Origin of the sequence: Comamonas sp. AG1104, assembly GCF_003350425.1 — a bacterium.
Classification (GTDB): Bacteria; Pseudomonadota; Gammaproteobacteria; order Burkholderiales; family Burkholderiaceae_C; genus Comamonas; species Comamonas testosteroni.
In genome coordinates, this window is record NZ_QQAS01000001.1 from 438,567 (window position 1) to 459,205 (window position 20,639).

Genomic DNA, 20,639 nt, shown 5'->3' on the forward strand with positions numbered 1-20,639 from the left:
AGGAGCACATCCCATGCCTATACCCAACCATTTTCTTGCAGACATGCCCAAAGGTCTGCGTGCGCTGGCGGCTGACACGATAGATGCAGGCACAAAGCTCGAGCGACGCGATTTCCTCAAGCTGGCGACGGCCTCTGGTTTTGCATTGGGCGTATTTCCCTCCGCTGCACTGGCACAGGCGAAGGGTAACGAAGAGGTCTCTACAAGCGCACTCAAGCCTTACCAGCAGCCATCGGCTTTTGTGAAGATTGATCGCGATGGTACGGTGACGGTAACGATCAATCGTCTGGAGTTTGGTCAAGGCGTGCAAACCGGCCTGCCCATGGTGCTGGCCGAAGAGCTGGATGCCGATTGGTCCAAGTTGCACAGCGTGCACGGTAATGCCGATCCCGCGTATCTGGATCCGGTCATGGGGATGCATCTGACGGGCGGCTCCACTGCCATCAAGAACTCGTATGTCCAGTATCGTGAACTGGGGGCGCGTACCCGCTCCATGCTGCTGGCCACGGCGGCCAAGCGCTGGGGTGTAGACCCGCAGTCCTTGCGCACTCAGGCAGGACAGGTGATCGGACCTCGGGGCAAGAAGCTGGGCTACGGCGAGTTGGCGGATGAGGCCATGAAGATGCCTGTTCCGCAGCAGGTGAAGCTCAAGGACGTCAAAGACTTTCGCATCATCGGTCGTGCCACGGGGCGGCTCGACGCACGCGCCAAGTCCAGCGGTAGCCAGTCCTACGGCATCGACATGCATCTGCCGGGGATGTTGACCGCGGTTGTGGCGCATCCGCCGGTGTATGGAAGCAAGATTCAATCGGTAGACGATGCGGCAACCAAAGCCATCAAGGGCGTGCGTGCGGTGCTTCGTGTGCCCAGCGTATGGGGTGGCGAGCTGGTTGCGGTGCTGGCCGATGGTTACTGGCCAGCCAAGCAGGGGCGCGATGCCCTGAAAATCCAGTGGGACAGCGCAGGGGTTGGCAAAGTCGATTCGGCCCGGCAACTGGCGCAGTATCGTGAACTGGCCAAAAAACCGGGCGCGCTCAAGTTCGATGCCGATGTTTCGGCACTGAACGGTGCTGTTCACAAAATCAGTGCCGAGTATGTATTCCCCTACCTTGCTCATACGCCAATGGAGCCGCTGAACTGCACGGTGCGTGTGACAGGTGTAGGAAAGGATGCCAAGGCTGAGCTTTGGTTGGGTACACAGGCTCCGGGCTGGGAAGTTGCAACTGCGGCGCGCGTGCTTGGTGTGGCTCCTCAGAATGTTCGAGTCAATGTTCAGATGGCAGGGGGCGGTTTCGGTCGTCGTGCCAACCCGCGCAGTGACTACGTGGCCGAAGCCTGCGAGATTGCCAAGGCCGCTAGAACATCTGGTGTTGACGCCCCGGTGCGCATGATCTGGAGTCGCGAGGACGATGTCAAAGGAGGCTACTACCGACCCATGCATGTGCATCGTGCCGAGATAGGTTTTGACGGTAAGGGAAAGGTGATCGCCTGGGATCATGTGATCGTAGGCCAGTCGCTTGCCAAAGGTACGGCGTTTGAGGGCTTCATGGTCAAGAACGGAGTGGACACCACGACGGTTGAAGGAATGAAAGAGCCGTACGACCTGCCGATGAGACTGTCGGTGCATCACCCCGAACTCAATGCGCCGGTTCTGTGGTGGCGCAGCGTGGGCTCAACACATACCGCTTATGTGATGGAGACCTTGATGGACGAAATCGCCCGAGCTGTAGGGCAAGATCCGGTCGCATACAGGCTGCAACAGTTTGGCGACAGGCATCCGCGTCACAAGGCCGCGTTGCAACTGGCAGTCGAAAAGTCGGGCTACGGAAAGCGCCAACTGGCCGAAGGCAGAGCCTGGGGCGTGGCCGTGCATCAGTCTTTTGATTCGGTGGTTGCCTATGTGGTCGAGGCATCGATGAAGGACGGCACTCCCAAGCTGCATGCGGTTACAGCTGGCGTGCATTGCAATCTGGCGGTGAACCCTCGGAGTGTCGAGGCCCAGGTGCAGGGTGGTGCCTTGATGGGGCTCGGCATGTGCTTGCCTGGCGCGGCCATCACATTCAAGGACGGGCAGGTGGAGCAAGGTAATTTCAATGACTACACTGTGGCCCGCTTGACCGATATGCCCGCGATCACCGTGCATATCGTGCCGAGTGCCGATGCACCCACGGGTATGGGTGAGCCGGGTGTGCCGCCATTGGCACCCGCTTTTGCCAATGCCATCGCCAAGCTGAGCGGCCATACACCACGCGAGCTGCCTTTCCCGAAGGCGTAAGAGCATGAGCCTGGATCGCGCTAGAAAAGCTCCTGCTGAGAGGACGTCAGGGTGGCGAAATCCTCTCCGAGGGGGATCAAGATCGAGTCGGCAATCGGCTTGATCTGTTTGGCCAGATAGTGCTCGTAATCGATGCGTGAGCGGCGGATTTCCAAAGGCTCAGGACCATTCCTGGTCATGACGTATTGGATCCAGCCGCCGTTCTGGTACTGCCTGGGTCGCTCCACACGATCGTTGTACTCATCGGCAATGCGAGCGGCACGGACCTGTGGCGGCACATTGGCCACGTAGGCATCCAGGCGATGCCGCAGGCGTTTGCGGTAGATGAGCAGGTCATCCTTCTTGCCCGCCAGCGTCGAATGGGCGTACTCGATGACGAACTCGCGGTAAGGGGCACCTTGGAAGACGCGCGAGAGCAAGCCTTCCTGGAACTGCCGTGCCAGCGGTGTCCAGTCGCTTCGCGCCATTTCAAGGCCGCGGTAGATCATCGATTCGTTTCCGGCGGCGTCTACACTCAGGCCGGCATAGCGCTTCTTGCTGCCGACGTCCGAACCGCGGATGGTGGGCATGAAGAACTTCTTGTAATACGTGTCGAACTCGATCTCAAGAAAGCTCTTCAGGCCTTGCTCCTGGCGCAGGGTTTGAGTCCACCACGCGTTGATGTCCTGAGCCAGCTTGGCAGCCACGGCATATGCCTCTTCGGTACTATGGGGCCTCTTGAGCCAAATAAAGATGGAGTCCGTGTCTCCATAAATAACTTCGTATCCGCGCTCTTCAACCAGATCCCTTGTGAGCTTCACCATTTCGTGGCCACGTAAGGTAATGGCCGAGATCAAATCCGGATTGAAGAATCTGCATTCCGAAGCGCCTAGCACCCCTGCGAATGAGTTCATCACCAGCTTGAGCGCTTGCGACAGTGGTTCGTTGCTGGCGCGTTTGGCCTCATCCCGTGCCTGCCAGAGGGTAGTCACGATTTCCGGAAGACAGTGTTTTTCGCGAGAAAAGAGCGTGCCTCTTGGGCCTTTGATCAAAAGCTCGGAAGAGCTCGCATGTCGACCCTCGACCAAACCCACGGGGTCAACGAGGAAGGTGCGGATGATTGATGGATAGAGACTCTTGTAGTCCAGAACCACGACGGAGTCGTAGAAGCCAGGCTTGGAGTCCATGACGTAGCCACCGGGGGATGACTTTCCTTGAACATCGCCCACGTTGGGCGCGACATACCCCATGCGGTGCATGCGTGGCAAATAGTGATGGCTGAATGCAGCAATGGAGCCACCGAACTGGTCGAGCTGCAGGCCAGTAGTGTGGGCCCGCTCCATCGCAAACTGCAGCAGCTTCGCCTTTTCGAAGATTCGTAGAACCAGCTCGCAGTCGCGTATGTTGTAGGCTGCAAGAGCGGGCTTGTCTAGCTGGTAGCGCCGCTCGATTTCGGCCATCTTGTCGTATTCGTCTCCGATGTCCTTGCCTTCGCCCAGAAGCTCTTGCGCGACGTTCTCGAGGCTGAAGGACGGGAAGCTCCAGACAGCGGCCCTGAGCGCTTCAATCCCGTCAACGACAACTCGTCCTGGCATGGGGGCAAACAGATAGCCTTGTTTGCCGGGATGAGTTCGCCATGCAATGGGCTTGCGCTCGCGTCCCAGGAGTAGCGGTGTTGCACATTCGTCTGCAGTTTTCTGCAGCACACGAAGGTCGAACTGAATGACATTCCATCCAATGATGACGTCCGGATCATTGCGTGCAAACCAATCGTTGAGCCTGTCAATCATGGCTTTGCGTGTTGTGCAATGAATCAGCTCGAATCCAGGCGTTTCTATGGGGTCGGCAGGAGGCTCACCCAGCATGAAAACGACGCGCTCTGCCATGCCGTCCAGTGCGATTGAATAAAGATCCTGGTGCTGACTGGTCTCGATGTCCAATGAAACGACCTTCAGAACCGGCCGGAAATCGGGCGCAGGAACAAGCTTGCAGTTCACCAGCGCCGCATGTTCCGTCCGGCCGCCTTGCAGCGCGACTCCCGCCGTGATGAAACGCTCCATCAAGTAGCGCTCATGGGGGCGAACATCGGCTTCCAGTAGGGGTATGCCTAGTTGCTGGAGAGTGCGTGCAAGTCGCCGTAATTGGCGAAAACTCCTGGCATAGATACCCAGGACGGGCTCTTGCTGAAAGCTCCTCAGTCCCAGTTCCCGCAATTCCACTCCAGCCAGGAGCGAGAGTTGCGCTTCTACCGCTTCTCTGTGCCGGGCCTCGACGAAAGCCACTGATTTCTGAGCAGCGAGGAGGACCTTCAGGGGGCCGCTATCGGTTGCCAGCCAGTACTCAAGCTCGACGCCCGCTGGTGTGTCTCGCCAATTGCGAGTAAGGATGAATCCCTGGCGTTCTAGAGATAGCACAAAAGATGAAGTCAAGCGAATGTGACCGTCTTGAACCGGAGTTCAAGGCCCTGGCGGTGTGTGATGACATGAGCTTGCAGAGCAAGCCACATACTTCGAAAGAGGTGCCAATGAAATGATACCCAGCAATCATGACCGCGTTTTTCCAACAGAGCCATGTCAACAGCAATCCAGGTGTTCCGCGGACCCAAAGCGGATCGAGCGAATAGATGGAGTGACGCCAATGTTCCGTGAGGTTGAATATTGCTAATCGACGACTGCCCATATCGATAGCAGGCATTACGAGAGGCTTGGTCTGAAATTCCGCTCTACGCCTGAAAACCGTCACTTGTTCACTAAGTCGGTCCGCCAGGATTTCAATGCACGGTTCTGCAACGGGTGTCGACAGTGTATTGAGCGGGCCAATGCAGCACAATGATTGTGCTTCAGTGCAAATTGCACATTGGCTTCGATGCCCAGACCTTCCAGGTGCCGGCCCATTCAGTCACCTCCAACAATGTCAGCGGTGCTGCTGTAGTTGTTGGCGCAGATCCTGGCAAGGGGGCCATCTGCTCATCGTCATGACGGAGAGCAGCATCACATCCATCATTCCCGCGGAAAAGAATGCCTGGATGTTCAGACGCCTTTACACACCGCAATGCGACGATTGCCGCTTGTCGTAGCTTCGGATGCAGGCTAAGGAGAAGCCGAAGAGGGTATCTCCGGTGCAGCTTGGTCGGGACCAAGCTGCATTTCATCAGGTAATTGGGTGTGAGGTTGATGTCGCATGGTTAGAGCGACGGTTCGCAAGGCACTCAATAGTGCCCGCCCGGACCGAGCAGGGTTCAGGCAACCAGCGCGCGAGTCAGCAGATCGACTCCTGCCAGGAAGTCGCCGATGTCCATGGCTTCATGCGGATTGTGAGAGCCATTTTCGTTGCGAATGAAGACCATGGCCGATGGCACGCCTGCATTGGCGAACACTGCTGCATCATGGCCGGCACCGCTTGCCATGCGCTCCAGTTTCATGCCTTGCTCAGCGGCTGCTTCCAGACGGTTCAGCCAACCTGCATCCATGGTGGCTGGTTCCGTGAACAGGCGCTCGTCGAACTCGAAACGTACGCCGCGGGCGCGCTCTATGGCCTGGCACTCTTCGCGCATCAGGGTATAGAAGCGCTCCAGGGTCTGGGTGTCCTGGCTGCGCACCTCAAAGCTGAATGCCACTTCGCCGGGAATGACGGAAACTGCATGCGATTGTGCCGAGGTGGAGCAGATGCCCGTGGTCATCACCATGTCCATGCCCATCTGCAGCAGCACGCGCCAGTGTTCGTCCATGCGCGACAGCAGCTCGGCAACCGCCAGCAATGCATCCTTGCGCAGCCAGCGCGGCACGGCGCCCGAGTGGCCGGTTTCGCCGATGCAGCGGATCAGGTTGTGGCGGACGTTGCCGCGGATGCCTGTGACCAGGGCTACCGGCCAGCCGCGATTGACCATGACCGGACCTTGCTCGATGTGCAGCTCCAGATAGGCCGATACATTCGCGAGGTCGAGCAGCGGCTCGGCGCGCTCAATGGCGTCGACATCGGCTCCGCAGCGCGACATGGCTTCGCCGAGCACGCCTGCGCCATCTCGGTGAGGGCGCTTCAATGTGGCGGCAGGTAGCTTGCCCAGCAGAGACAGAGAGCCGAGGTAGGCCTTGCCGTACCAGGCGCTTTCCTCGCCGCGCAGGGCCAGAACGCGCAGTGGCGGGGCCTGTTCGTGGCGGCCACGCAGCTGAAGCAGCATCAGCATGCCGGCGACAATGCCTGCCAGTCCGTCGAAGTTGCCGCCCTGCGGCACGGAGTCGGCATGCGAGCCAACCACGATGTAGGGTTCCGCCCGGCTTTCCTCTGGCAGGCTCAGCCACAGGTTGCCGGCTCGATCCCATTCATGACTCAGGCCCAGATCTTCGGCCCGGTCCTCAAGTATGCGCAGCGCGGTCGTCTCGCCTTCGCCATAGCTTTCACGGGTGACGCCCAGGCCGTCACGGGTGGCTTCGCGAATTTCAGAGAGCAGGGCCTGCGCCAGTGCGCTGGTATCCGTCATGGTGTTGCAGGCCATCATGCTCCGCTACCTCCATGTCGGATGGACCAGTCCACAGGCGAGGCCGAGAAGTCCGCCAGCGTGGCCTTTTGCTCGGCACTGAGCTGTCCGCTCGCCAGCAGCGCTTCATGCAGCTGATTCCAGGTCGCCAGAGCATGCAGGGACAAGGCGTGATCGGCCAGGGTGCCTGCCTGGGGGGCATAGAGCGCATAGTCGAGCAGAACCAGCACGTCCTCGACCACGGGACCGGCGCGGCGCAGGGCGGCAACCGTCCCGGCCTTGGAGCGGCCGTCGGTGGTGACATCATCCACCAGCAGGACCTTGGCATCGGCAGGCAGGCGGCCTTCGAGCTGGGCTGTGATGTCCCAGCCGACAGGGCGCTTGCGCAGATAGAGCATGGGCAGCTCAAGTCGCTCGGCCAGCCATGCCGCAAAGGCAATGCCCGAGCTTTCGGTTCCCACGATGGCATTGATGCCGCGTGCAGCAATCAGAGGGCGTATGCAGCGGGCTGCGATGTCCATGATTTCGCTGCGCAGAGCGACATCGGACATCAGGACCTGGGCATCCACATAGACCGGGCTGGCCCAGCCCGAGGTATAGATGAACGGTTGATGCGAAGCAATGCGTACAGCGCCGAGGCTGACCAGGGCCTGGGCAACGCGTGGCGCGTCGGAAGCGGAAAGAAGCATGTGAGTGTGTGTTTGCAAAGCGGGCATGTTAAGTAGCCAGGCCTGCAGCAAGAAGTGGCTAAAATTCCTCGAGCCGTTCCAAAACGAGATGGCTTGAGCTGCGCGTCGGGGTGTTGACGGCTGCGTCCTGTCTGAAATCCCTGGCTGCGCTTGCGTGCGCCTGCTTGTCATCGCTCCATGTCCGACTTCACTTCGCCGCGCAGCTTTCTGCGCCAGATAGACCTTTCATCGCTGGATCTGTTCGTGCTGATCTGCGAGCACGGCAGTATTGCGCGGGCGGCCGAGCAGGGCGGCATGGTCGCCTCGGCGGTCAGCAAGCGTGTTGCCGAACTGGAATCCCTGGCCCGCACTCCCTTGCTGCTGCGCCATGCCCGCGGGGTGCGCCCGACCCCTGCCGGAGAGTTGCTGCTGGCGCATGCGCGCACGATTCTTCTGGGTGTCGAACACCTGCGTGACGACCTTGGCGAATATGCGCGGGGCGTACGTGGGCTGGTGCGCCTCAGTGCCAATGCTTCGGCCGTGGAGCAGTTCTTGCCCGAGGATATTGCTGTCTTCGTGAAGCATCATCCCGACATCCGCATCGACCTGCGTCAGGCAACCAGTCGCTCGGTAGCGCGCGCCGTGCGCGATCACATGGCAGATCTGGGGGTCTGCAGTCCGAGTGATGAAGTCGAGGGGCTGGAGTCCATGCCGTACCGGCATGAACGCATGGTGTTGATCATGCCCAATGACCACGCTCTGGCCCATCATCAGGAACTGGCCTATGAAGAAGCACTGGACTATGCCCAGATCGGTTTGCGCGACAGCAGCATCGTTCAGGAGGTGCTCAATCAGGAAGCCCGCGCTGGCCGACGTATGCTGCGCCAGCGCATCGAGGTCGACAGCCTCAGTGCCATGTGCCGAATGATCGAATGCGGGCTGGGCGTAGGCGTCATGCCCGAAGGCGCATACCAGAGACTGGGCGAGGCTCGCGCTTTGCATGCGGTGCCGCTGACCGATGCCTGGGCAGAGCGCAGCCTCAAGCTGTATGCCAACAGCTTTGCCGATCTGCCTGCACCGGCCAGACATTTTGCACAGGCACTGATGCCGAAGGAGTGAGGCAGAGCGGATTGCATGAAGCGATATGGGCGCTGCTTGCCTGCCTTTGCTGGACTCACTTCAGCCGGTCAAGGCCGATGTCTGCCATTGCGTGCCTGCAAAGCTATGGGCAAGTGATGCAGGCAGCTTGCACGGCCCAGGCACGTCGATTGGTGGATGACTCCTGAGTGAGTCGCCGCCAGGTCTCAGCTTTGCTTTGCAGCCCACAGATGCTGCGCCCACATACCGGCCAGCATGGCGGCGACAAACAGCCAGACTTGCGGTGTGAGGGTCGCCAGATTCATCAGCGCCGGGCCGGGGCAAAAACCTGCCAGCCCCCAGCCTATGCCAAACAGGGCCGAGCCTGTCAGCAGCTTGCGATCAATGACGGTGCTGGTGGGCAGTTGCATGGGCTCTCCCAACAAAGCGGTCTTGCGGCGCTTGGCCCAGGTGAAGGCAATCAAGCCTACGGCGATGGCTCCGCCCATGACGAAACCCAGCGAAGGATCCCATCGACCGAAAAAATCCAGAAAGTTCTGAACCTTGGCGGGGTTGCCCATACCCGAAAGAATCAGACCCAGGCCAAAAACCAGCCCGCAGAGCAAGGCAGCAATATTGATGATCATGATGTTCTCCTTGCTGGCTCAGGCAATGACATGGCGCATCACGAACACGGTGATGGCGCCCGTGGCGATAAAGGTCGCCGTAGCGGCCAGAGAGCGCGTCGACAGGCGTGACAGGCCGCACACGCCGTGGCCGCTGGTGCAGCCCGAGCTCATGCGCGTGCCGAAGCCCACCAGCAGGCCGGCGGCAATGATGACTGCCGGGCTGGAGGGCAGCTGCATGGCTGACAGTGGGGCAAACAGCGACCAGACCAGTGGCGCAGCAACCATGCCCAGGATGAATGCCAGACGCCAGCCCCACTGCTTGATGGAGGTCCAGGTCGGCAACTGCAGCAATGCCCCGGCAATGCCGCTGATGCCGACCACGCGACCTAGCAAGGCAATGAGCAGGGCTGCGGATAGACCGATCAGCAGGCCGCCGGCCAGAGATGTCCAGGGTGTGAATTCACTCCATAAGATATTCATGCTGTCTCTCCTGGTTGGCAGAACAATTGATAGAGGGTCTGCATCAGCTGCAGGGCGCGGGCATCGGCCAACTGATACCAGATGAATTTGCCTTCGCGGCGGGTGCTGACCAGACCTTCACGCCGCAAAATGCCCAATTGCTGGGACAAGGTAGGCTGGGACACGCCTGTCAGTTGCTCCAGCTCGCCCACGGTGCGCTCTTGCAGGGAGAGCTGGCACAGCAGCAGCAGTCGGTCTTCATTGCCCAGCAGCTTGAGCATGGCCACGGCTTCGCTTGCATGGGCTCGCACGGCATGCAAATCCAGCGTGGACTGTGCTTCGTCAAAGGTTGATGAGTTCACTGTTCTGCTTTTCAAAATATTTTCATATATTATATAAAAAAGTAAATTGATTGGTGTGCTTCAGAGTTTCGGGTACATCGTTTTAGGAGTCGCCATGTCAGCCAATGTGATGCATATCGAGCCGTTTTTTGATGCGGCAACCGGTACCGTGAGCTATGTTCTGGCCGATACGATCAGTGGTCAGGCCGCAGTGATTGACCCGGTGCTGGATTTCGAGCCCAAATCCGGCACCCTGAGCAGCCGCTCCGCGGACAAGCTGATCGACTATGTGCGAGCCAATGGCTGGCAGCTGCAGTGGATTCTGGAGACTCACGCTCATGCGGATCATCTCTCCGCAGCCCAGCATATTCGTCACCATCTGGGCGGCAAGGTGGCGATCGGAGCCCATATCTGCGATGTGCAGGCCGTGTTTCGCAAGATCTATCACTTCGAGCGCAGCTTCTTGCCCGACGGCAGCCAGTTCGACCATCTGGTGCAGGATGGCGAACGTCTGCCGCTGGGGCAGCTGGAGTTGCTGGCCATGCATGTGCCCGGCCATACTCCTGCCGATATGGCCTACCGTGTGGAGGATGCCGTGTTTGTAGGCGATACCCTGTTCATGCCCGATGTGGGCACGGCACGTGCCGACTTTCCCGGCGGCGATGCGGCGACGCTTTATCGTTCGATTCGGCGCATTCTGGCGCTGCCTGAGCAGACCCGCATCTTTGTCTGCCACGATTACCCTCCGGCGGGGCGCAAGCCGCAATGGCAGACCACGGTACAGGCCCAGCGCGACAGCAACATCCATGTGCATGATGGCGTCAGCGAGTCGGAGTTTGTGCAGATGCGCACTGCACGCGATGCCACGCTGGATATGCCCACGCTGATTCTGCCCTCGGTGCAGGTCAATGTGCGCGCCGGCAAGCTGCCGCCTGCACAGGATGACGGCCGCACCTATATTCAGCTGCCCATCAATGCCTTTGCCAAGAATGGGCAGCTGCCTCAGGGTCTGCAGCAGTGATTAATGCGCTGTGCTGCTCTGACTGGCGCTGGCCGCGCGTGTGCTGTTCAGCTCATTGAGCTTGAGCTGCAGGCGCACCATGTGCTCGGCATAGACCAGCACTTCCTGTGTGGGCAGAGGCTTGGCGACACGTCTGGCATAGACATTCAGCGCTCCTTGGACTACCTCGGGGTCATCGCTGTCTGCATACCAGGCCCAGTCGGCCAGATGGGAGGCCAGCTCCGGATTGCTGTCTGCCAGCGCCACTGCACGCTGAATCACCGGCCTGGCTCCGCCAGCTAGCTGCACGATTTCTTTGGCCTCATTGGCCAGGGGCGCCGGGCGCCAGTGCGATGGAATATCGTCCCACCAGCCGCTGTACTCGCTGACCACCATGCGGCCTATGTCCTTGGCAGACACATATAGCTCGCGTGCATCGCTTCGCCGGGCCAGCTCCGGCGGCAGTGCGACTTTTTCAATGACCTGATCGCGGCGTACTCCGCTGTTCAGGCCGGCCACCACTTGCCTGGAGATGCTGTCCAGCATCTGGGCCTGGGCGGGCAGTCGGTCCTGAATTTCCTCGGGCTTGGTGATGGCCGGACCATGCGCCGGCAGCAGCAGCTCGGGTTTGAGTGCTGCCATGTCGCGCAGGGCCCGGGCCCACTCCTCGGGGTAGCGCTGGCGGCGCTTGCCGTTGCCCGCATTGGGCAGAAACCCCTGGAAATAATCCGCGCTGGCCACGATTTTCCGGCCTGGAACGGCAACCCATATCTGGTCTTCGGTCTCGCCGCGCGCATGGGTCAGCACAAAGTCTTCGCTGCCGATTTTGAGTGTGGTCTTGTCCCTGAAGGTCTGGGTGGGCCGAACTGCATCTGCCCAGGTCCGGGGCACATCGGCCACGCTTTGCTGGTTGTTGCGTGCAATCAGACCGTTGCTGCGCATGTCCAGCTCCATCTGGGAGATGAAGCGCTGCTCGGTCACTACATGCGGCTTCTGGTCCATCAACGCCCAGGCGCCAAAGGCATGGTCGGCATGAAAGTGCGTGAGGATGACGGTGTGCAACGGCTTGTTGCTGAGCTTCTTCAGCGTTTCGGCCAAGGCCGGGCCTGCAGGTGCGTAGCCGCTATCGACCAAGACCAGGCCTTCGTCGGTCTCGAAGACCACCACGTTGACGATGGGGAAACGCAGCAGCCAGGTGCGTGGAGCCACGGCCTCGACTTTGAGCTTGGCTCGGGCATCTGCAATGGCGTTCTGGTCGGTTCGGCTGTACATGCTGTTGGCTACTGCATACGACAGCTCGGTGCCAAAGCCACCGCCTTCCATGATGGACCTGACCATCTGCGGATTGGCCTTGAACACCTGGGCGCGGGCAGCAAGCACAGCGGGGCTTTTCGCTCCCGAGCCACCGCGATCATCCTGATCGTGGGCGTTGGCCGTGCCTGTGCCGAACTGGCTCAGTGCCAGGGCTGTGGCAAAGGCGTATCGGGAGAGGCGAGATACTTTTCTCATGTTTGCCATTGCTGCATTCATTGGGCGTTGATCCGTTGCACCGGCTCCAGAATCCACGAAGGGTCCAGCACCTCGGGCCAGGGCTGGTAGGCGCGGGCCATCAGGTAGAACAGGTTCTTCTCGGGCGTGGGCAGCCAGTTGGCGCGCTTTTCTGGGCCCGGGTCCGTGGGCTGCAACCAGATGTCCAGGCTGCCGTCGGCGTTGAACTTCATGCCCTTGGTGCGGTCGCCAATGGAGTAGCGGTTGATGGGGTTGTCCACCATGTACTGGCCTCCGGTCACGAATTCATAAAGAGAGATGGACCAGAAGGCATCTGAGGGCAGACGGCCTTGGGGCAGATGCAGGCGGTAAGCCTGTCCCTTGCCGAGCGCCTGATTGTTGCCGTCCACACTGGCAGCGAAATAGGTGGCCTCGGCGGCCTCCAGGCCCAGAATGCCGCCCGACATGGCTGCCGACTGGGCACGCATGGCGTAGTTGCTGCCAAAGCCGTCAGGCAGGCGATAGGGGGTCCAGCCGTTTCTGTGTCCAGGGTCAGTCGTCTTGCGGTCGGCATTCAGGCGATTTTTGAGTTCGCTTTTCTCGATCTCGGGTGCCAAAGCCAGCCAGCGCTGTTGAACGGACTCGGGCAGCTTGTCCCAGCTGCAGGCCTTGCCGCAGATGCCCACGCTGGCAAAGCGTTGCAGCAGTGGTTGCTCTGTGCCGGGCGGTGGGTTGCGCACCAGGGCCTCGTTGCTCACATCGACAAAGCGGCTCCAGTCCAGGGCTTGCGGCTTGATCTTGGGATTCTCTTCGTGGGTCTTGAGCACAGGCTCCATGCGAAACCCATCCTGCACGGCATGGGCGCTCTTGAGGTCATCTTCACCGGTGACCAGCACGCGCAGATTCAGATAGACGTCCCGCGTAGGCGCGCGCACGATCTGGTCGACCTGTGGGATCTTGCCGCTCCAGCGCGGGCCGACCAGGGCTACCTTGCGTGCCGTGGTGCCGCCAATGCGCCGGCCCACGTAGGAGAAGGTGTTGAGGTCTGCGCCAATCATTGCGATCACGTAGTAGCGGCCATGGGTTTCGGGCAGGGACAGCACCAGCGGAGACTTTTCGAGATCCAGCCAGGCCGTGGAGTAGAAGGTGTCGCGAATCGGGCCGTTGGCCCAGCGGTCCTTGGGCGTGGCCAGGTGGCGCGAGTGGCGGAAGTGGTTGAGCGTGGTGGCGGTGGGCGAGTCCTTGACCTCCAGGGCTTCATGTCGCATTTTCATGAATTCCTGATAGGGGTAGGCGTAGAGCATGGCCTCGCGGATCAGGCTGTCCAGTGCCTGGTCTTCGGTGGCTACGGATGTCTGGGCATGGGTCATGCCCAGGCAAAGGCCCAATGCAGCAGCTGCCATGGCGCGCAGCCCGGCGCGATTCAACTTTGACATGTGATTGAGATGGTGTTGTTGTGGTGATGACCGAGGCCGTTGGCTTTTTCCATCCCGGCCCGGCCTTTTCTGCGGCGAGCACCGCATACCGCGTGTGCTGGCCGCTCATGGGGAACAAGCCGCTCAGGTGCCGGCGTTGCGTGTGGCTTCAGGGGTGAACATGGAGGGGGTCATGTCTCCCTTGTTGAGCACGGGGCCCTTGGGGCGTTCCTGGAACAGGTTGTAGGCCACGTAGCCGCCGCCGATCAGGTCGTGGTAGAAGGCCGTGCCCGCATGCCAGGCGTTGGAGTCGAACGCGTAGTAGTAATTGATGAGGCCTTGCTGCCACAGGTTGCCACGTGCATCGTAGAAGTCGCTCATTACGGCGTGGCCGGTGTCTTCGTCAAGGAAAAGCACGCGCTTGCCATAGAGATGGCGATAGCCTTCCTTGAGCGTGGCTTCCAGCACCCAGACGCGGCGCAGTTCGTAGCGCATGTATTCGGGGTTGGCATGGCCGGGCTTGAGCAGGTCGGCGTACTTCACGGTATTGGCGTGAATCTTGTACGCGTTGGCGGGAATGTAGATTTCCTTCTTGCCCAGATTTTTCCAGTTGTAGCGCTCGGGCGAGCCATTGAAGAGACGGTCGGAGTCAATCGTCATCTTGGCGCCCACACCGCCACCCATGGGCTGGTCAAAACCATACTCGGGAATCTGGCGCACCCGGCGTGTGCCCGGATCATAGCTCCAGCCCAGGCGCTTGTCCTTGCTGAAGTTGACCGGCTCCCGGCTGACGCTGACCCCACCTTTCTCGCGTTCGGGCAGCTTGACCGCATTCATGCCCTGGGCCATGGTGCCTTCCAGCGGCTTGCCGGCCTGCTCGGGGGAGTGCAGCAGGCTCATGCTGCGGTTGTCGGCGCGGCCGAAGACGGTGGAGCCATCCTGCATCACATAGGCGTTGTCACGCAGCGTGTGTTCGGTGAACGCGCGCAGCGGAAACAGGTTGTTGAAGGCCAGCTCCATGCCGGTCTTGGGGAAGGGGAACGGTATGGCACCCTTGACCGCGTTGTCAGCCCCCATTCCATCGGCGTTGATCACGGCGTTCTGCGCATTGGCTTTGGCCGAGGCACAGGCAAAGTCCGGATAGCGGAAGTCGCGGTGGCCCGGATACACGGGAATGCTGAAGGTCTTGGGGTAGCGCGCAAACATGGCCTTCTGGCCCTCGGTCAGATTGGCGGCGTACTTGGCCGCATTCTCGGCCGTGATGGAGAACAAAGGCTTTTCATTGGCATAGGGGTCCACCGGGTGCTGACCCACGTGCGGCGTGTACTGAATTCCAGGTGGCGTTCCCAGCCACTTGCCCGTATATTCGGGCACGCCGCTGGCGGTGCCGGCCTTTTCGGCACCGATACAGGTCAAGGACTTGCCCAGCTTTTCAATTTCTTCGGGGCTGCCTTTGGCGGTGGCTGCACCAGCCATGACGCCGGTCACGGTCAGCGCGATCAGGGCGCGGTAGCTCAGGTTGCTTTCCATCACGAATCCTCAAAGATGTATGTGTGCAGCATTTGCACTATCGATCTGCCCGCGAATCGGGCCAAGGTCTAGTCCAGGTCAGCTAGTCGCTGACTTGACGCCTGTTGACGAATTCAATGTTCAAGCGAGCTTTGCGGCTCGCCATCGCTCGTTTGGACTAGCCACTAACGCCTAGCGAAGTCACCACAGAGACAGACTGCCGCTCCGGCCCCGCGCCGACTCGGGCAAGCAAGGGAAAACCTGTGGTAGATGACCTAGGGAAAACCAAGATGAAAATGCGCTTAAGGGAGGCCCGGCGTGATGCCTTTAAAAGCGAAAGGCCGCCATGGGCGGGGCGACGTAGACCGCAAGGACTACCGGTGTCTGAAGGATCAGGTGGCGAAGTGTCTACTTTTCTGCCGGGCGTTGCCGGTGCTTGGCTCAGCTGCCGGGCATGCCAAACAGGTCATGCGCATCCAGCAGGGCCCAGGCAATCTCGGGCTTGCGCTCCAGCCCCTTGCGGATCGCGGCAGGAATGCTCTGGCGCGTTTTGCGGCATAGACCGGGCATATCGCCAAGATCGATCTGGATGCCGCGCATGGTGCGCACCTCGTTGTTGCCGGGGGTGATGCGTATCTCCAGGCCCAAGAGCGCGTGAATGCGCTGCTGCATATGCTCTAGATCGACCAGGCTGCTGATGCTCTCCAGGCGCTGCAGCAGCTTTTTCTCTTCCTCGCGCGTGAGCTGCAGAATGCGCAGATCCGCGTCCGGCGTGCCAAGCAACTGCTCGCGCCGGCAGTCGCAGGCGCCGGGTGGGCATTCAACACGGATGGGCAGAGGGGGCGGCTGCATAGGGCGGCAGAGAAAACCAGAGGCAGATGCCAGCATGCTAAGGCCTGCAAGGCCGTGCCGCCAGTGGGGACAGGCCCGGGCAAGGCCTGCGTTTGATGCCGTGCTGGCGGCGCCATAAGTGAATTCACTTGTCCCAGTTGCTCTCAGGTTTGCCTAGACTCAGGCATTATTGAGGGTTACTACTAAAAGTAGGCTGGCTTGATCTGCCGGCATCTACCAGAAGAAGGCCTGCATTGCCCGCTGCCCGGCAGCGCTGCAGCTGGGATGGGAATAATCACTTTTGATAGCGTCAAGCGCATTGTTCATGCGTGATACGCAATATTTTTCATGATAGAAATTCGGGATTTATCCCTGACATACAAAGGCCCCAAGGGCCCTGTGCACGCCTTGCGCGGCATCAATCTGGAAATCGCTTCGGGCGAGGTGTTCGGCATCATCGGCCGCTCCGGCGCGGGCAAAAGCTCGCTGGTGCGCTGCCTGAATCTGCTCAACCGCCCCACGGAAGGCAAGGTCATCGTCAACGGACGCGACCTCATGCAGCTGTCCGATGGCGAGCTGCGCGCCGCGCGCCGCGACATCGGCATGGTGTTCCAGCACTTCAATCTGCTGTCCTCGCGTACCGTGTATGACAACGTGGCCCTGCCGCTGGAGCTGGCCGGTATTTCCAAGGACGAGATTTACCAGCGCGTGACGCCGCTGCTGGAGCTGGTGGGCCTGGATCATCTGGCCGACCGCTATCCGGCCCAGATTTCCGGCGGCCAGAAACAGCGCGTGGGCATTGCCCGGGCGCTGGCCAGCAACCCCAAGGTCCTGCTCAGCGACGAAGCCACTTCGGCGCTGGATCCCGAAACCACGCGTTCCATTCTGGATCTGCTGCGCAAGGTCAACCGCGAGCTGGGTGTGACCGTGGTGCTGATCACCCACCAGATGCTGGTCATCAAGCAGATTGCCGACCGCGTGGCCGTGATCGACGGTGGCGAGATCGCCGAGCTGGGGCCCGTGATCGATGTCTTCACCCGCCCTCAGAAGGCGATCACCAAGAGCCTGATCGACGAGATCGTGCCCCAGCAGTTGCCAGAATCCGTGATGACCCGCGTGAACCAGCTGGCCGCTCAGCTGCAGCCCGGCCAGCAAGGCCAGTTGTTGCGTCTGTCCTATGCGGGTGAGAGCGCCTATCAGCCGATTCTCTCGCACCTGATTCGCGAGCTGGGTCTGGATCTGTCGATTCTGCATGGCCAGATCGATGAGATCCAGGAGCAGACCTTTGGCTCGCTGGCAGTGTACGCCAGCGGCGAGGCCGCCAAGATTGACGCGGCCGTAGAGCACCTGCGCGCCAGCGGTGTGCAAGTGCAGATCGTGTCCAGCAAGGATTGAGAGCGATGTTTGAGAATTTTTCGGAAATGATGCTCCAGCTGCTGCTGGATTCCTTCTGGGAGACGCTGATCATGGTCGGCATCTCGGGCCTGATCGGCGGTCTGATCGGTATTCCGCTGGGCGTCTTCCTGCGCCTGACCGACCATGGCGGCATCTTGCAGAATGGCCCGGCCAACAAGGTTGTTGGCTGGATCGTGAATGCGCTGCGCTCGACCCCCTTCATCATCTTGCTGGTGGCCATCATTCCGCTGACGCGTCTGATCACGGGCTCTTCCATCGGCACCTGGGCGGCCGTGGTGCCGTTGACGATTGCGGCGGCGCCTTTTGTGGCCCGTCTGGTGGAGACCGCCTTGCGTGAAGTTGATGGCGGCCTGATCGAAGCGGCCCAGTCCATGGGCGCAACCACCGGTCAGATCGTCTGGAAGGTGCTGCTGCCCGAGGCGCTGCCTGGCATCGTCGCAGGTCTGACCATCAGCTTCGTCAGCCTGACCGGCTACTCGGCCATGGCGGGCGCCATTGGCGGCGGCGGCCTGGGCGACCTGGGTATTCGCTACGGCTACCAGCGCTTCCTGCCCGATGTGATGCTGGTTGTGGTGATCATCCTGATCTTCTTTGTGCAAGCCATTCAAAGCCTGGGCGACTGGGCCGTGCGCCGTCTGAGCCATCGCTGAGCCGTGCCGTACATTACAAAAAATTAAGAAAAGGGCTGCTGCCTGGAAACAGGTGCCGCCCTAAAATGCAGGTTCAAAATTTTTTGAAAGGCCGCTCTTGCTCAAGGGCGGCCATGATTTTTTCTGGGTAGATAACAGCAAATGATGGATGGTTTGATTACCGGCCGACTGACCGGCATCCCCGAGAGTCGCGTAGACCGCAACCGCCGCCCCTATATGGTGGCTCGCATGCGAGCCAATGCCGGCGACGGCTCCTCGATTCCCGTGAATATCGTCGCTTTTGACAATGCACCTTGCGCCGTGCTGCGCAGTCTCTCCGAAGGCGATGCGATTGCCTTGCGTGGCAGCTTCACGCCCAAGGTCTGGATCGACAGGCAAGACGAGTCCCATGCTGTGCTTGACGTGGTGGCCCAGCAGGTGCTGGCAGCACCCACGATGTCCGATCTTTGACAGCCTGCGCATGCAGACAAGCCCGCCACCGTGAAGGAGCGGGCTTTTTTGTGGGCGCTTGGGTTGTCGCATGCAAGCCGTTGCGGCTTGTATTGCCAATCTGTAGTTTGCATCTGAGCAATCTGTCTAAGAAACAGCGCGCTGGCACATGAAACTGACGCTACAGTCTTAGCCACTCTCAATCTTTGGCACAAGGAATCTGCATGTTGAACAAGCGCTCGCTTTTGCGCACCACATTGGCCGTGGCTGCTGCGGCCACCCTGGGTTTTGCCGCCCAGGCCCAGGACAAGACCATCAAGATCGGCGTGACCGCCGGTCCTCACGCGCAGATCATGGAAGTGGTCAAAAAGGTTGCTGCCAAGAACGGCCTGAACCTCAAGGTCATCGAGTTCGGCGACTATGTCCAGCCCAATGCGGCACTGGCCGCCGGCGATCTGGATGCCAACAGCTACCAGCACCGCCCCTATCTGGATGCTCAGATCAAGGATCGCGGCTACAAGATCAGCTGGGTGGCCGACACGGTGAATTTCCCCATCGGCATCTACTCCAAGAAGATCAAGGCCTTGTCCGAGCTCCCCACCGGCGCCAAGTTCGGCCTCCCCAACGACCCCACCAATGGTGGCCGCGCGCTGCTGCTGCTGCAGACCCAGGGTCTGATCAAGCTCAAGGAGGGCGCGGGCCTGAAGGCGACGCCCCTGGATGTGGTCTCCAACCCCAAGAAGCTCAAGTTCGTCGAGCTGGATGCGGCCCAGTTGCCACGTTCGCTGGACGATCTGGATGCCTCCACCGTCAACACCAATTTCGCGATCTCGGCTGGTCTGAACCCCAAGAAGGATGCGATTGCGCTGGAGTCGGCCAAGAACCCCTATGTGAACATCATGGTGGTGCGCGATGCCGACAAGAATCAGCCCTGGGTCGCCCAGCTGATCAAGTCCTATCACTCCGATGAGGTGCGCCAGTTCATCGACAAGGAGTTCAAGGGCTCGGTCTTCCCGGCGTTCTGATGACTCCCCCCTGAGGCGCTTCGTGCCTTCCCCTGGCCGGGCGCCCCCAAGGGGGACGACAGCCTCGCTGCGAGGCGGCTCTTGCTTGCTGTCTCTTTGCTGGGGTATGCCTGTTTCTGAGGCATTTAACTAAGCGCTGCACTTGCAGCGCTTTTTTATTGCTCTTTATTTGATAGCTTATGGCGCTTGTTTATATTGAATCTTAGATAGAAAGTTGCTTGAAATCTATTGTGGGATTGCGCTAGCTGCTCATTTATTCAAGCGTCTGAAACCACTCGGCGATAGGGGCACGGTTCGTGCGTGTCTGGTTGACGGGGGCTGAGTCGTCGGCCCAGCCCAGGGCCAGGCCGCAGACGATGTGTTTGCTCTCGACCAGGCCCAGCACGCGGCGCACGGTGGCTGGGTAGGAGGCCAGGGCGCCGATGGCGCAACTGCCCAGGCCCATGGCGGCGGCTGCCAGTTGCAGGCCGTAGAGTGTCATGCCCAGATCCATATAGCCGCCGGGGCCGTAATGGGCGTCGATGGTGACGACCAGCGCCACGGGTGCATCGAAGAAGCGGTAGTTGCGCGCAAATTGTGCTTCGCGCCCGGCGCGGTCATCGCGCGCCACGCCCAGGGCGCCGTAAAGCGCCTGTGCCGAAGCCACCTGGCGCTTGCGAAGCTGCATGGGCATGGGGCGCGGAAAGTAGGTGTAGTCCTCGCATTCGGGCACCTGGCTTTCAACGTCCTGCAGCAGGGCGGCAGTCAGCTGCTCGCGCAGCTTGCCGCGCACTGCGATCAGCTGGCCTGGCTGCAGATTGCCGCCGCTGGGCGCCTGGCGCGCCGTCAGCAGCAGCTGCTGCAGCAGCGCATCAGGCACGGCATCGGGCAGGAAAGCACGTGTGGAGCGGCGCTGCTGCATCAGCGCCATGCCTGCCGGCAAGTCGATGCTTTCAAGTGGTGTAGCAGTTGAGCCTTTGCTGGACATGGGGTGG

Annotated in this window: 18 protein-coding genes; 7 read left to right on the forward strand and 11 right to left on the reverse strand. The window is 60.4% G+C overall.

Annotated features, from left to right (window positions below; genetic code table 11):
* The first annotated feature begins 13 nt into the window (after positions 1 to 13).
* The gene (locus DFO48_RS01990) at positions 14 to 2,275 is read left to right on the forward strand and encodes a xanthine dehydrogenase family protein molybdopterin-binding subunit (RefSeq protein WP_114862366.1); all 2,262 of its coding nucleotides are present in this window, start codon (positions 14 to 16) and stop codon (positions 2,273 to 2,275) included.
* Positions 2,276 to 2,295: 20 nt separating this feature from the next.
* Here the strand turns inward: DFO48_RS01990 and DFO48_RS01995 are convergent, their stop codons facing one another.
* The 3 genes from DFO48_RS01995 to DFO48_RS02005 all read right to left on the reverse strand — a co-directional run bounded on the left by DFO48_RS01995 (position 2,296) and on the right by DFO48_RS02005 (position 7,417).
* The gene (locus DFO48_RS01995) at positions 2,296 to 4,683 is read right to left on the reverse strand and encodes a DNA polymerase II (protein WP_233506276.1); all 2,388 of its coding nucleotides are present in this window, start codon (positions 4,681 to 4,683) and stop codon (positions 2,296 to 2,298) included.
* A gap of 809 nt (positions 4,684 to 5,492) precedes the next feature.
* On the reverse strand, positions 5,493 to 6,749 hold the full coding sequence (locus tag DFO48_RS02000; protein ID WP_114862368.1) for a hydantoinase/carbamoylase family amidase: 1,257 nt from the start codon (positions 6,747 to 6,749) through the stop codon (positions 5,493 to 5,495).
* A complete protein-coding gene (locus DFO48_RS02005) occupies positions 6,746 to 7,417 on the reverse strand; it encodes an orotate phosphoribosyltransferase (RefSeq protein ID WP_114862369.1) in 672 nt (223 codons plus the stop codon). The genes DFO48_RS02000 and DFO48_RS02005 overlap by 4 nt, the downstream gene beginning before the upstream one ends.
* 177 nt (positions 7,418 to 7,594) lie before the next feature.
* Here DFO48_RS02005 and DFO48_RS02010 point away from each other — a divergent pair, with 177 nt between their 5' ends.
* Positions 7,595 to 8,515: a LysR family transcriptional regulator gene (locus DFO48_RS02010; RefSeq protein ID WP_003070090.1), complete on the forward strand. Its 921-nt coding sequence runs from the start codon at positions 7,595 to 7,597 to the stop codon at positions 8,513 to 8,515.
* A 185-nt stretch (positions 8,516 to 8,700) separates the two neighbouring features.
* Here the strand turns inward: DFO48_RS02010 and DFO48_RS02015 are convergent, their stop codons facing one another.
* Genes DFO48_RS02015 through DFO48_RS02025 form a run of 3 tightly spaced genes read right to left on the reverse strand, consistent with a single transcriptional unit; the run spans position 8,701 to position 9,923 of the window.
* Positions 8,701 to 9,120, reverse strand: a complete 420-nt coding sequence (locus DFO48_RS02015) for a YeeE/YedE family protein (protein WP_114862370.1) — start codon at positions 9,118 to 9,120, stop codon at positions 8,701 to 8,703.
* An 18-nt stretch (positions 9,121 to 9,138) separates the two neighbouring features.
* Positions 9,139 to 9,582 carry a YeeE/YedE family protein gene (locus DFO48_RS02020; RefSeq protein ID WP_114862371.1) on the reverse strand — a complete coding sequence of 148 codons (444 nt, stop codon included), beginning with the start codon at positions 9,580 to 9,582 and terminating at the stop codon, positions 9,139 to 9,141.
* On the reverse strand, positions 9,579 to 9,923 hold the full coding sequence (locus DFO48_RS02025; RefSeq protein WP_003079745.1) for a helix-turn-helix transcriptional regulator: 345 nt from the start codon (positions 9,921 to 9,923) through the stop codon (positions 9,579 to 9,581). Before DFO48_RS02025 ends, DFO48_RS02020 begins: the two co-directional genes overlap by 4 nt.
* A 94-nt stretch (positions 9,924 to 10,017) precedes the next feature.
* On the opposite strand from DFO48_RS02025, the gene DFO48_RS02030 reads away from it, so the two are divergent.
* Positions 10,018 to 10,923: an MBL fold metallo-hydrolase gene (locus DFO48_RS02030; RefSeq protein WP_114862372.1), complete on the forward strand. Its 906-nt coding sequence runs from the start codon at positions 10,018 to 10,020 to the stop codon at positions 10,921 to 10,923.
* Here DFO48_RS02030 and DFO48_RS02035 read toward each other — a convergent pair whose 3' ends face one another.
* The 4 genes from DFO48_RS02035 to DFO48_RS02050 all read right to left on the reverse strand — a co-directional run bounded on the left by DFO48_RS02035 (position 10,924) and on the right by DFO48_RS02050 (position 16,166).
* Entirely contained in the window at positions 10,924 to 12,411 is a 1,488-nt protein-coding gene (locus tag DFO48_RS02035) for an MBL fold metallo-hydrolase (RefSeq protein ID WP_233506277.1), read from the reverse strand. It lies immediately after the preceding gene.
* Positions 12,412 to 12,428: 17 nt separating this feature from the next.
* Positions 12,429 to 13,826: a DUF1254 domain-containing protein gene (locus DFO48_RS02040; protein WP_114862374.1), complete on the reverse strand. Its 1,398-nt coding sequence runs from the start codon at positions 13,824 to 13,826 to the stop codon at positions 12,429 to 12,431.
* A 123-nt stretch (positions 13,827 to 13,949) separates the two neighbouring features.
* Entirely contained in the window at positions 13,950 to 15,335 is a 1,386-nt protein-coding gene (locus DFO48_RS02045) for a DUF1329 domain-containing protein (RefSeq protein ID WP_114862375.1), read from the reverse strand.
* A 420-nt stretch (positions 15,336 to 15,755) separates the two neighbouring features.
* Positions 15,756 to 16,166: a hypothetical protein gene (locus tag DFO48_RS02050; RefSeq protein ID WP_114862689.1), complete on the reverse strand. Its 411-nt coding sequence runs from the start codon at positions 16,164 to 16,166 to the stop codon at positions 15,756 to 15,758.
* A gap of 327 nt (positions 16,167 to 16,493) precedes the next feature.
* Between DFO48_RS02050 and DFO48_RS02055 the strand changes: the two genes are divergently transcribed.
* The 4 genes from DFO48_RS02055 (at position 16,494) to DFO48_RS02070 (ending at position 19,665) form a co-directional block, all read left to right on the forward strand.
* Complete coding sequence (locus DFO48_RS02055; protein ID WP_114862376.1) at positions 16,494 to 17,540, forward strand: methionine ABC transporter ATP-binding protein; 1,047 nt, start codon at positions 16,494 to 16,496, stop codon at positions 17,538 to 17,540.
* Between the two features lie 5 nt (positions 17,541 to 17,545).
* A complete protein-coding gene (locus DFO48_RS02060; protein ID WP_003055731.1) occupies positions 17,546 to 18,211 on the forward strand; it encodes a methionine ABC transporter permease in 666 nt (221 codons plus the stop codon).
* Between the two features lie 144 nt (positions 18,212 to 18,355).
* On the forward strand, positions 18,356 to 18,661 hold the full coding sequence (locus DFO48_RS02065) for a single-stranded DNA-binding protein (RefSeq protein ID WP_003070059.1): 306 nt from the start codon (positions 18,356 to 18,358) through the stop codon (positions 18,659 to 18,661).
* 203 nt (positions 18,662 to 18,864) lie between these two features.
* Positions 18,865 to 19,665 carry a MetQ/NlpA family ABC transporter substrate-binding protein gene (locus DFO48_RS02070; RefSeq protein WP_003079731.1) on the forward strand — a complete coding sequence of 267 codons (801 nt, stop codon included), beginning with the start codon at positions 18,865 to 18,867 and terminating at the stop codon, positions 19,663 to 19,665.
* Between the two features lie 253 nt (positions 19,666 to 19,918).
* Here the strand turns inward: DFO48_RS02070 and DFO48_RS02075 are convergent, their stop codons facing one another.
* Positions 19,919 to 20,632, reverse strand: a complete 714-nt coding sequence (locus DFO48_RS02075) for a nitroreductase (protein ID WP_370449543.1) — start codon at positions 20,630 to 20,632, stop codon at positions 19,919 to 19,921.
* Positions 20,633 to 20,639 lie beyond the last annotated feature (7 nt).

Excerpts from the sequence above, each read along its gene's own strand:
- DFO48_RS01990 (WP_114862366.1), top strand. The coding sequence starts at position 14 with ATGCCTATACCCAACCATTTTCTTGCAGACATGCCCAAAGGTCTGCGT.
- DFO48_RS02000 (WP_114862368.1), bottom strand. The coding sequence starts at position 6,749 with ATGATGGCCTGCAACACCATGACGGATACCAGCGCACTGGCGCAGGCC.
- DFO48_RS02005 (WP_114862369.1), bottom strand. The coding sequence starts at position 7,417 with ATGCTTCTTTCCGCTTCCGACGCGCCACGCGTTGCCCAGGCCCTGGTC.
- DFO48_RS02010 (WP_003070090.1), top strand. The coding sequence starts at position 7,595 with ATGTCCGACTTCACTTCGCCGCGCAGCTTTCTGCGCCAGATAGACCTT.
- DFO48_RS02015 (WP_114862370.1), bottom strand. The coding sequence starts at position 9,120 with ATGATCATCAATATTGCTGCCTTGCTCTGCGGGCTGGTTTTTGGCCTG.
- DFO48_RS02020 (WP_114862371.1), bottom strand. The coding sequence starts at position 9,582 with ATGAATATCTTATGGAGTGAATTCACACCCTGGACATCTCTGGCCGGC.
- DFO48_RS02030 (WP_114862372.1), top strand. The coding sequence starts at position 10,018 with ATGTCAGCCAATGTGATGCATATCGAGCCGTTTTTTGATGCGGCAACC.
- DFO48_RS02035 (WP_233506277.1), bottom strand. The coding sequence starts at position 12,411 with ATGAGAAAAGTATCTCGCCTCTCCCGATACGCCTTTGCCACAGCCCTG.
- DFO48_RS02040 (WP_114862374.1), bottom strand. The coding sequence starts at position 13,826 with ATGTCAAAGTTGAATCGCGCCGGGCTGCGCGCCATGGCAGCTGCTGCA.
- DFO48_RS02045 (WP_114862375.1), bottom strand. The coding sequence starts at position 15,335 with ATGGAAAGCAACCTGAGCTACCGCGCCCTGATCGCGCTGACCGTGACC.
- DFO48_RS02050 (WP_114862689.1), bottom strand. The coding sequence starts at position 16,166 with ATGCAGCCGCCCCCTCTGCCCATCCGTGTTGAATGCCCACCCGGCGCC.
- DFO48_RS02055 (WP_114862376.1), top strand. The coding sequence starts at position 16,494 with ATGATAGAAATTCGGGATTTATCCCTGACATACAAAGGCCCCAAGGGC.
- DFO48_RS02060 (WP_003055731.1), top strand. The coding sequence starts at position 17,546 with ATGTTTGAGAATTTTTCGGAAATGATGCTCCAGCTGCTGCTGGATTCC.
- DFO48_RS02065 (WP_003070059.1), top strand. The coding sequence starts at position 18,356 with ATGGATGGTTTGATTACCGGCCGACTGACCGGCATCCCCGAGAGTCGC.
- DFO48_RS02070 (WP_003079731.1), top strand. The coding sequence starts at position 18,865 with ATGTTGAACAAGCGCTCGCTTTTGCGCACCACATTGGCCGTGGCTGCT.
- DFO48_RS02075 (WP_370449543.1), bottom strand. The coding sequence starts at position 20,632 with ATGTCCAGCAAAGGCTCAACTGCTACACCACTTGAAAGCATCGACTTG.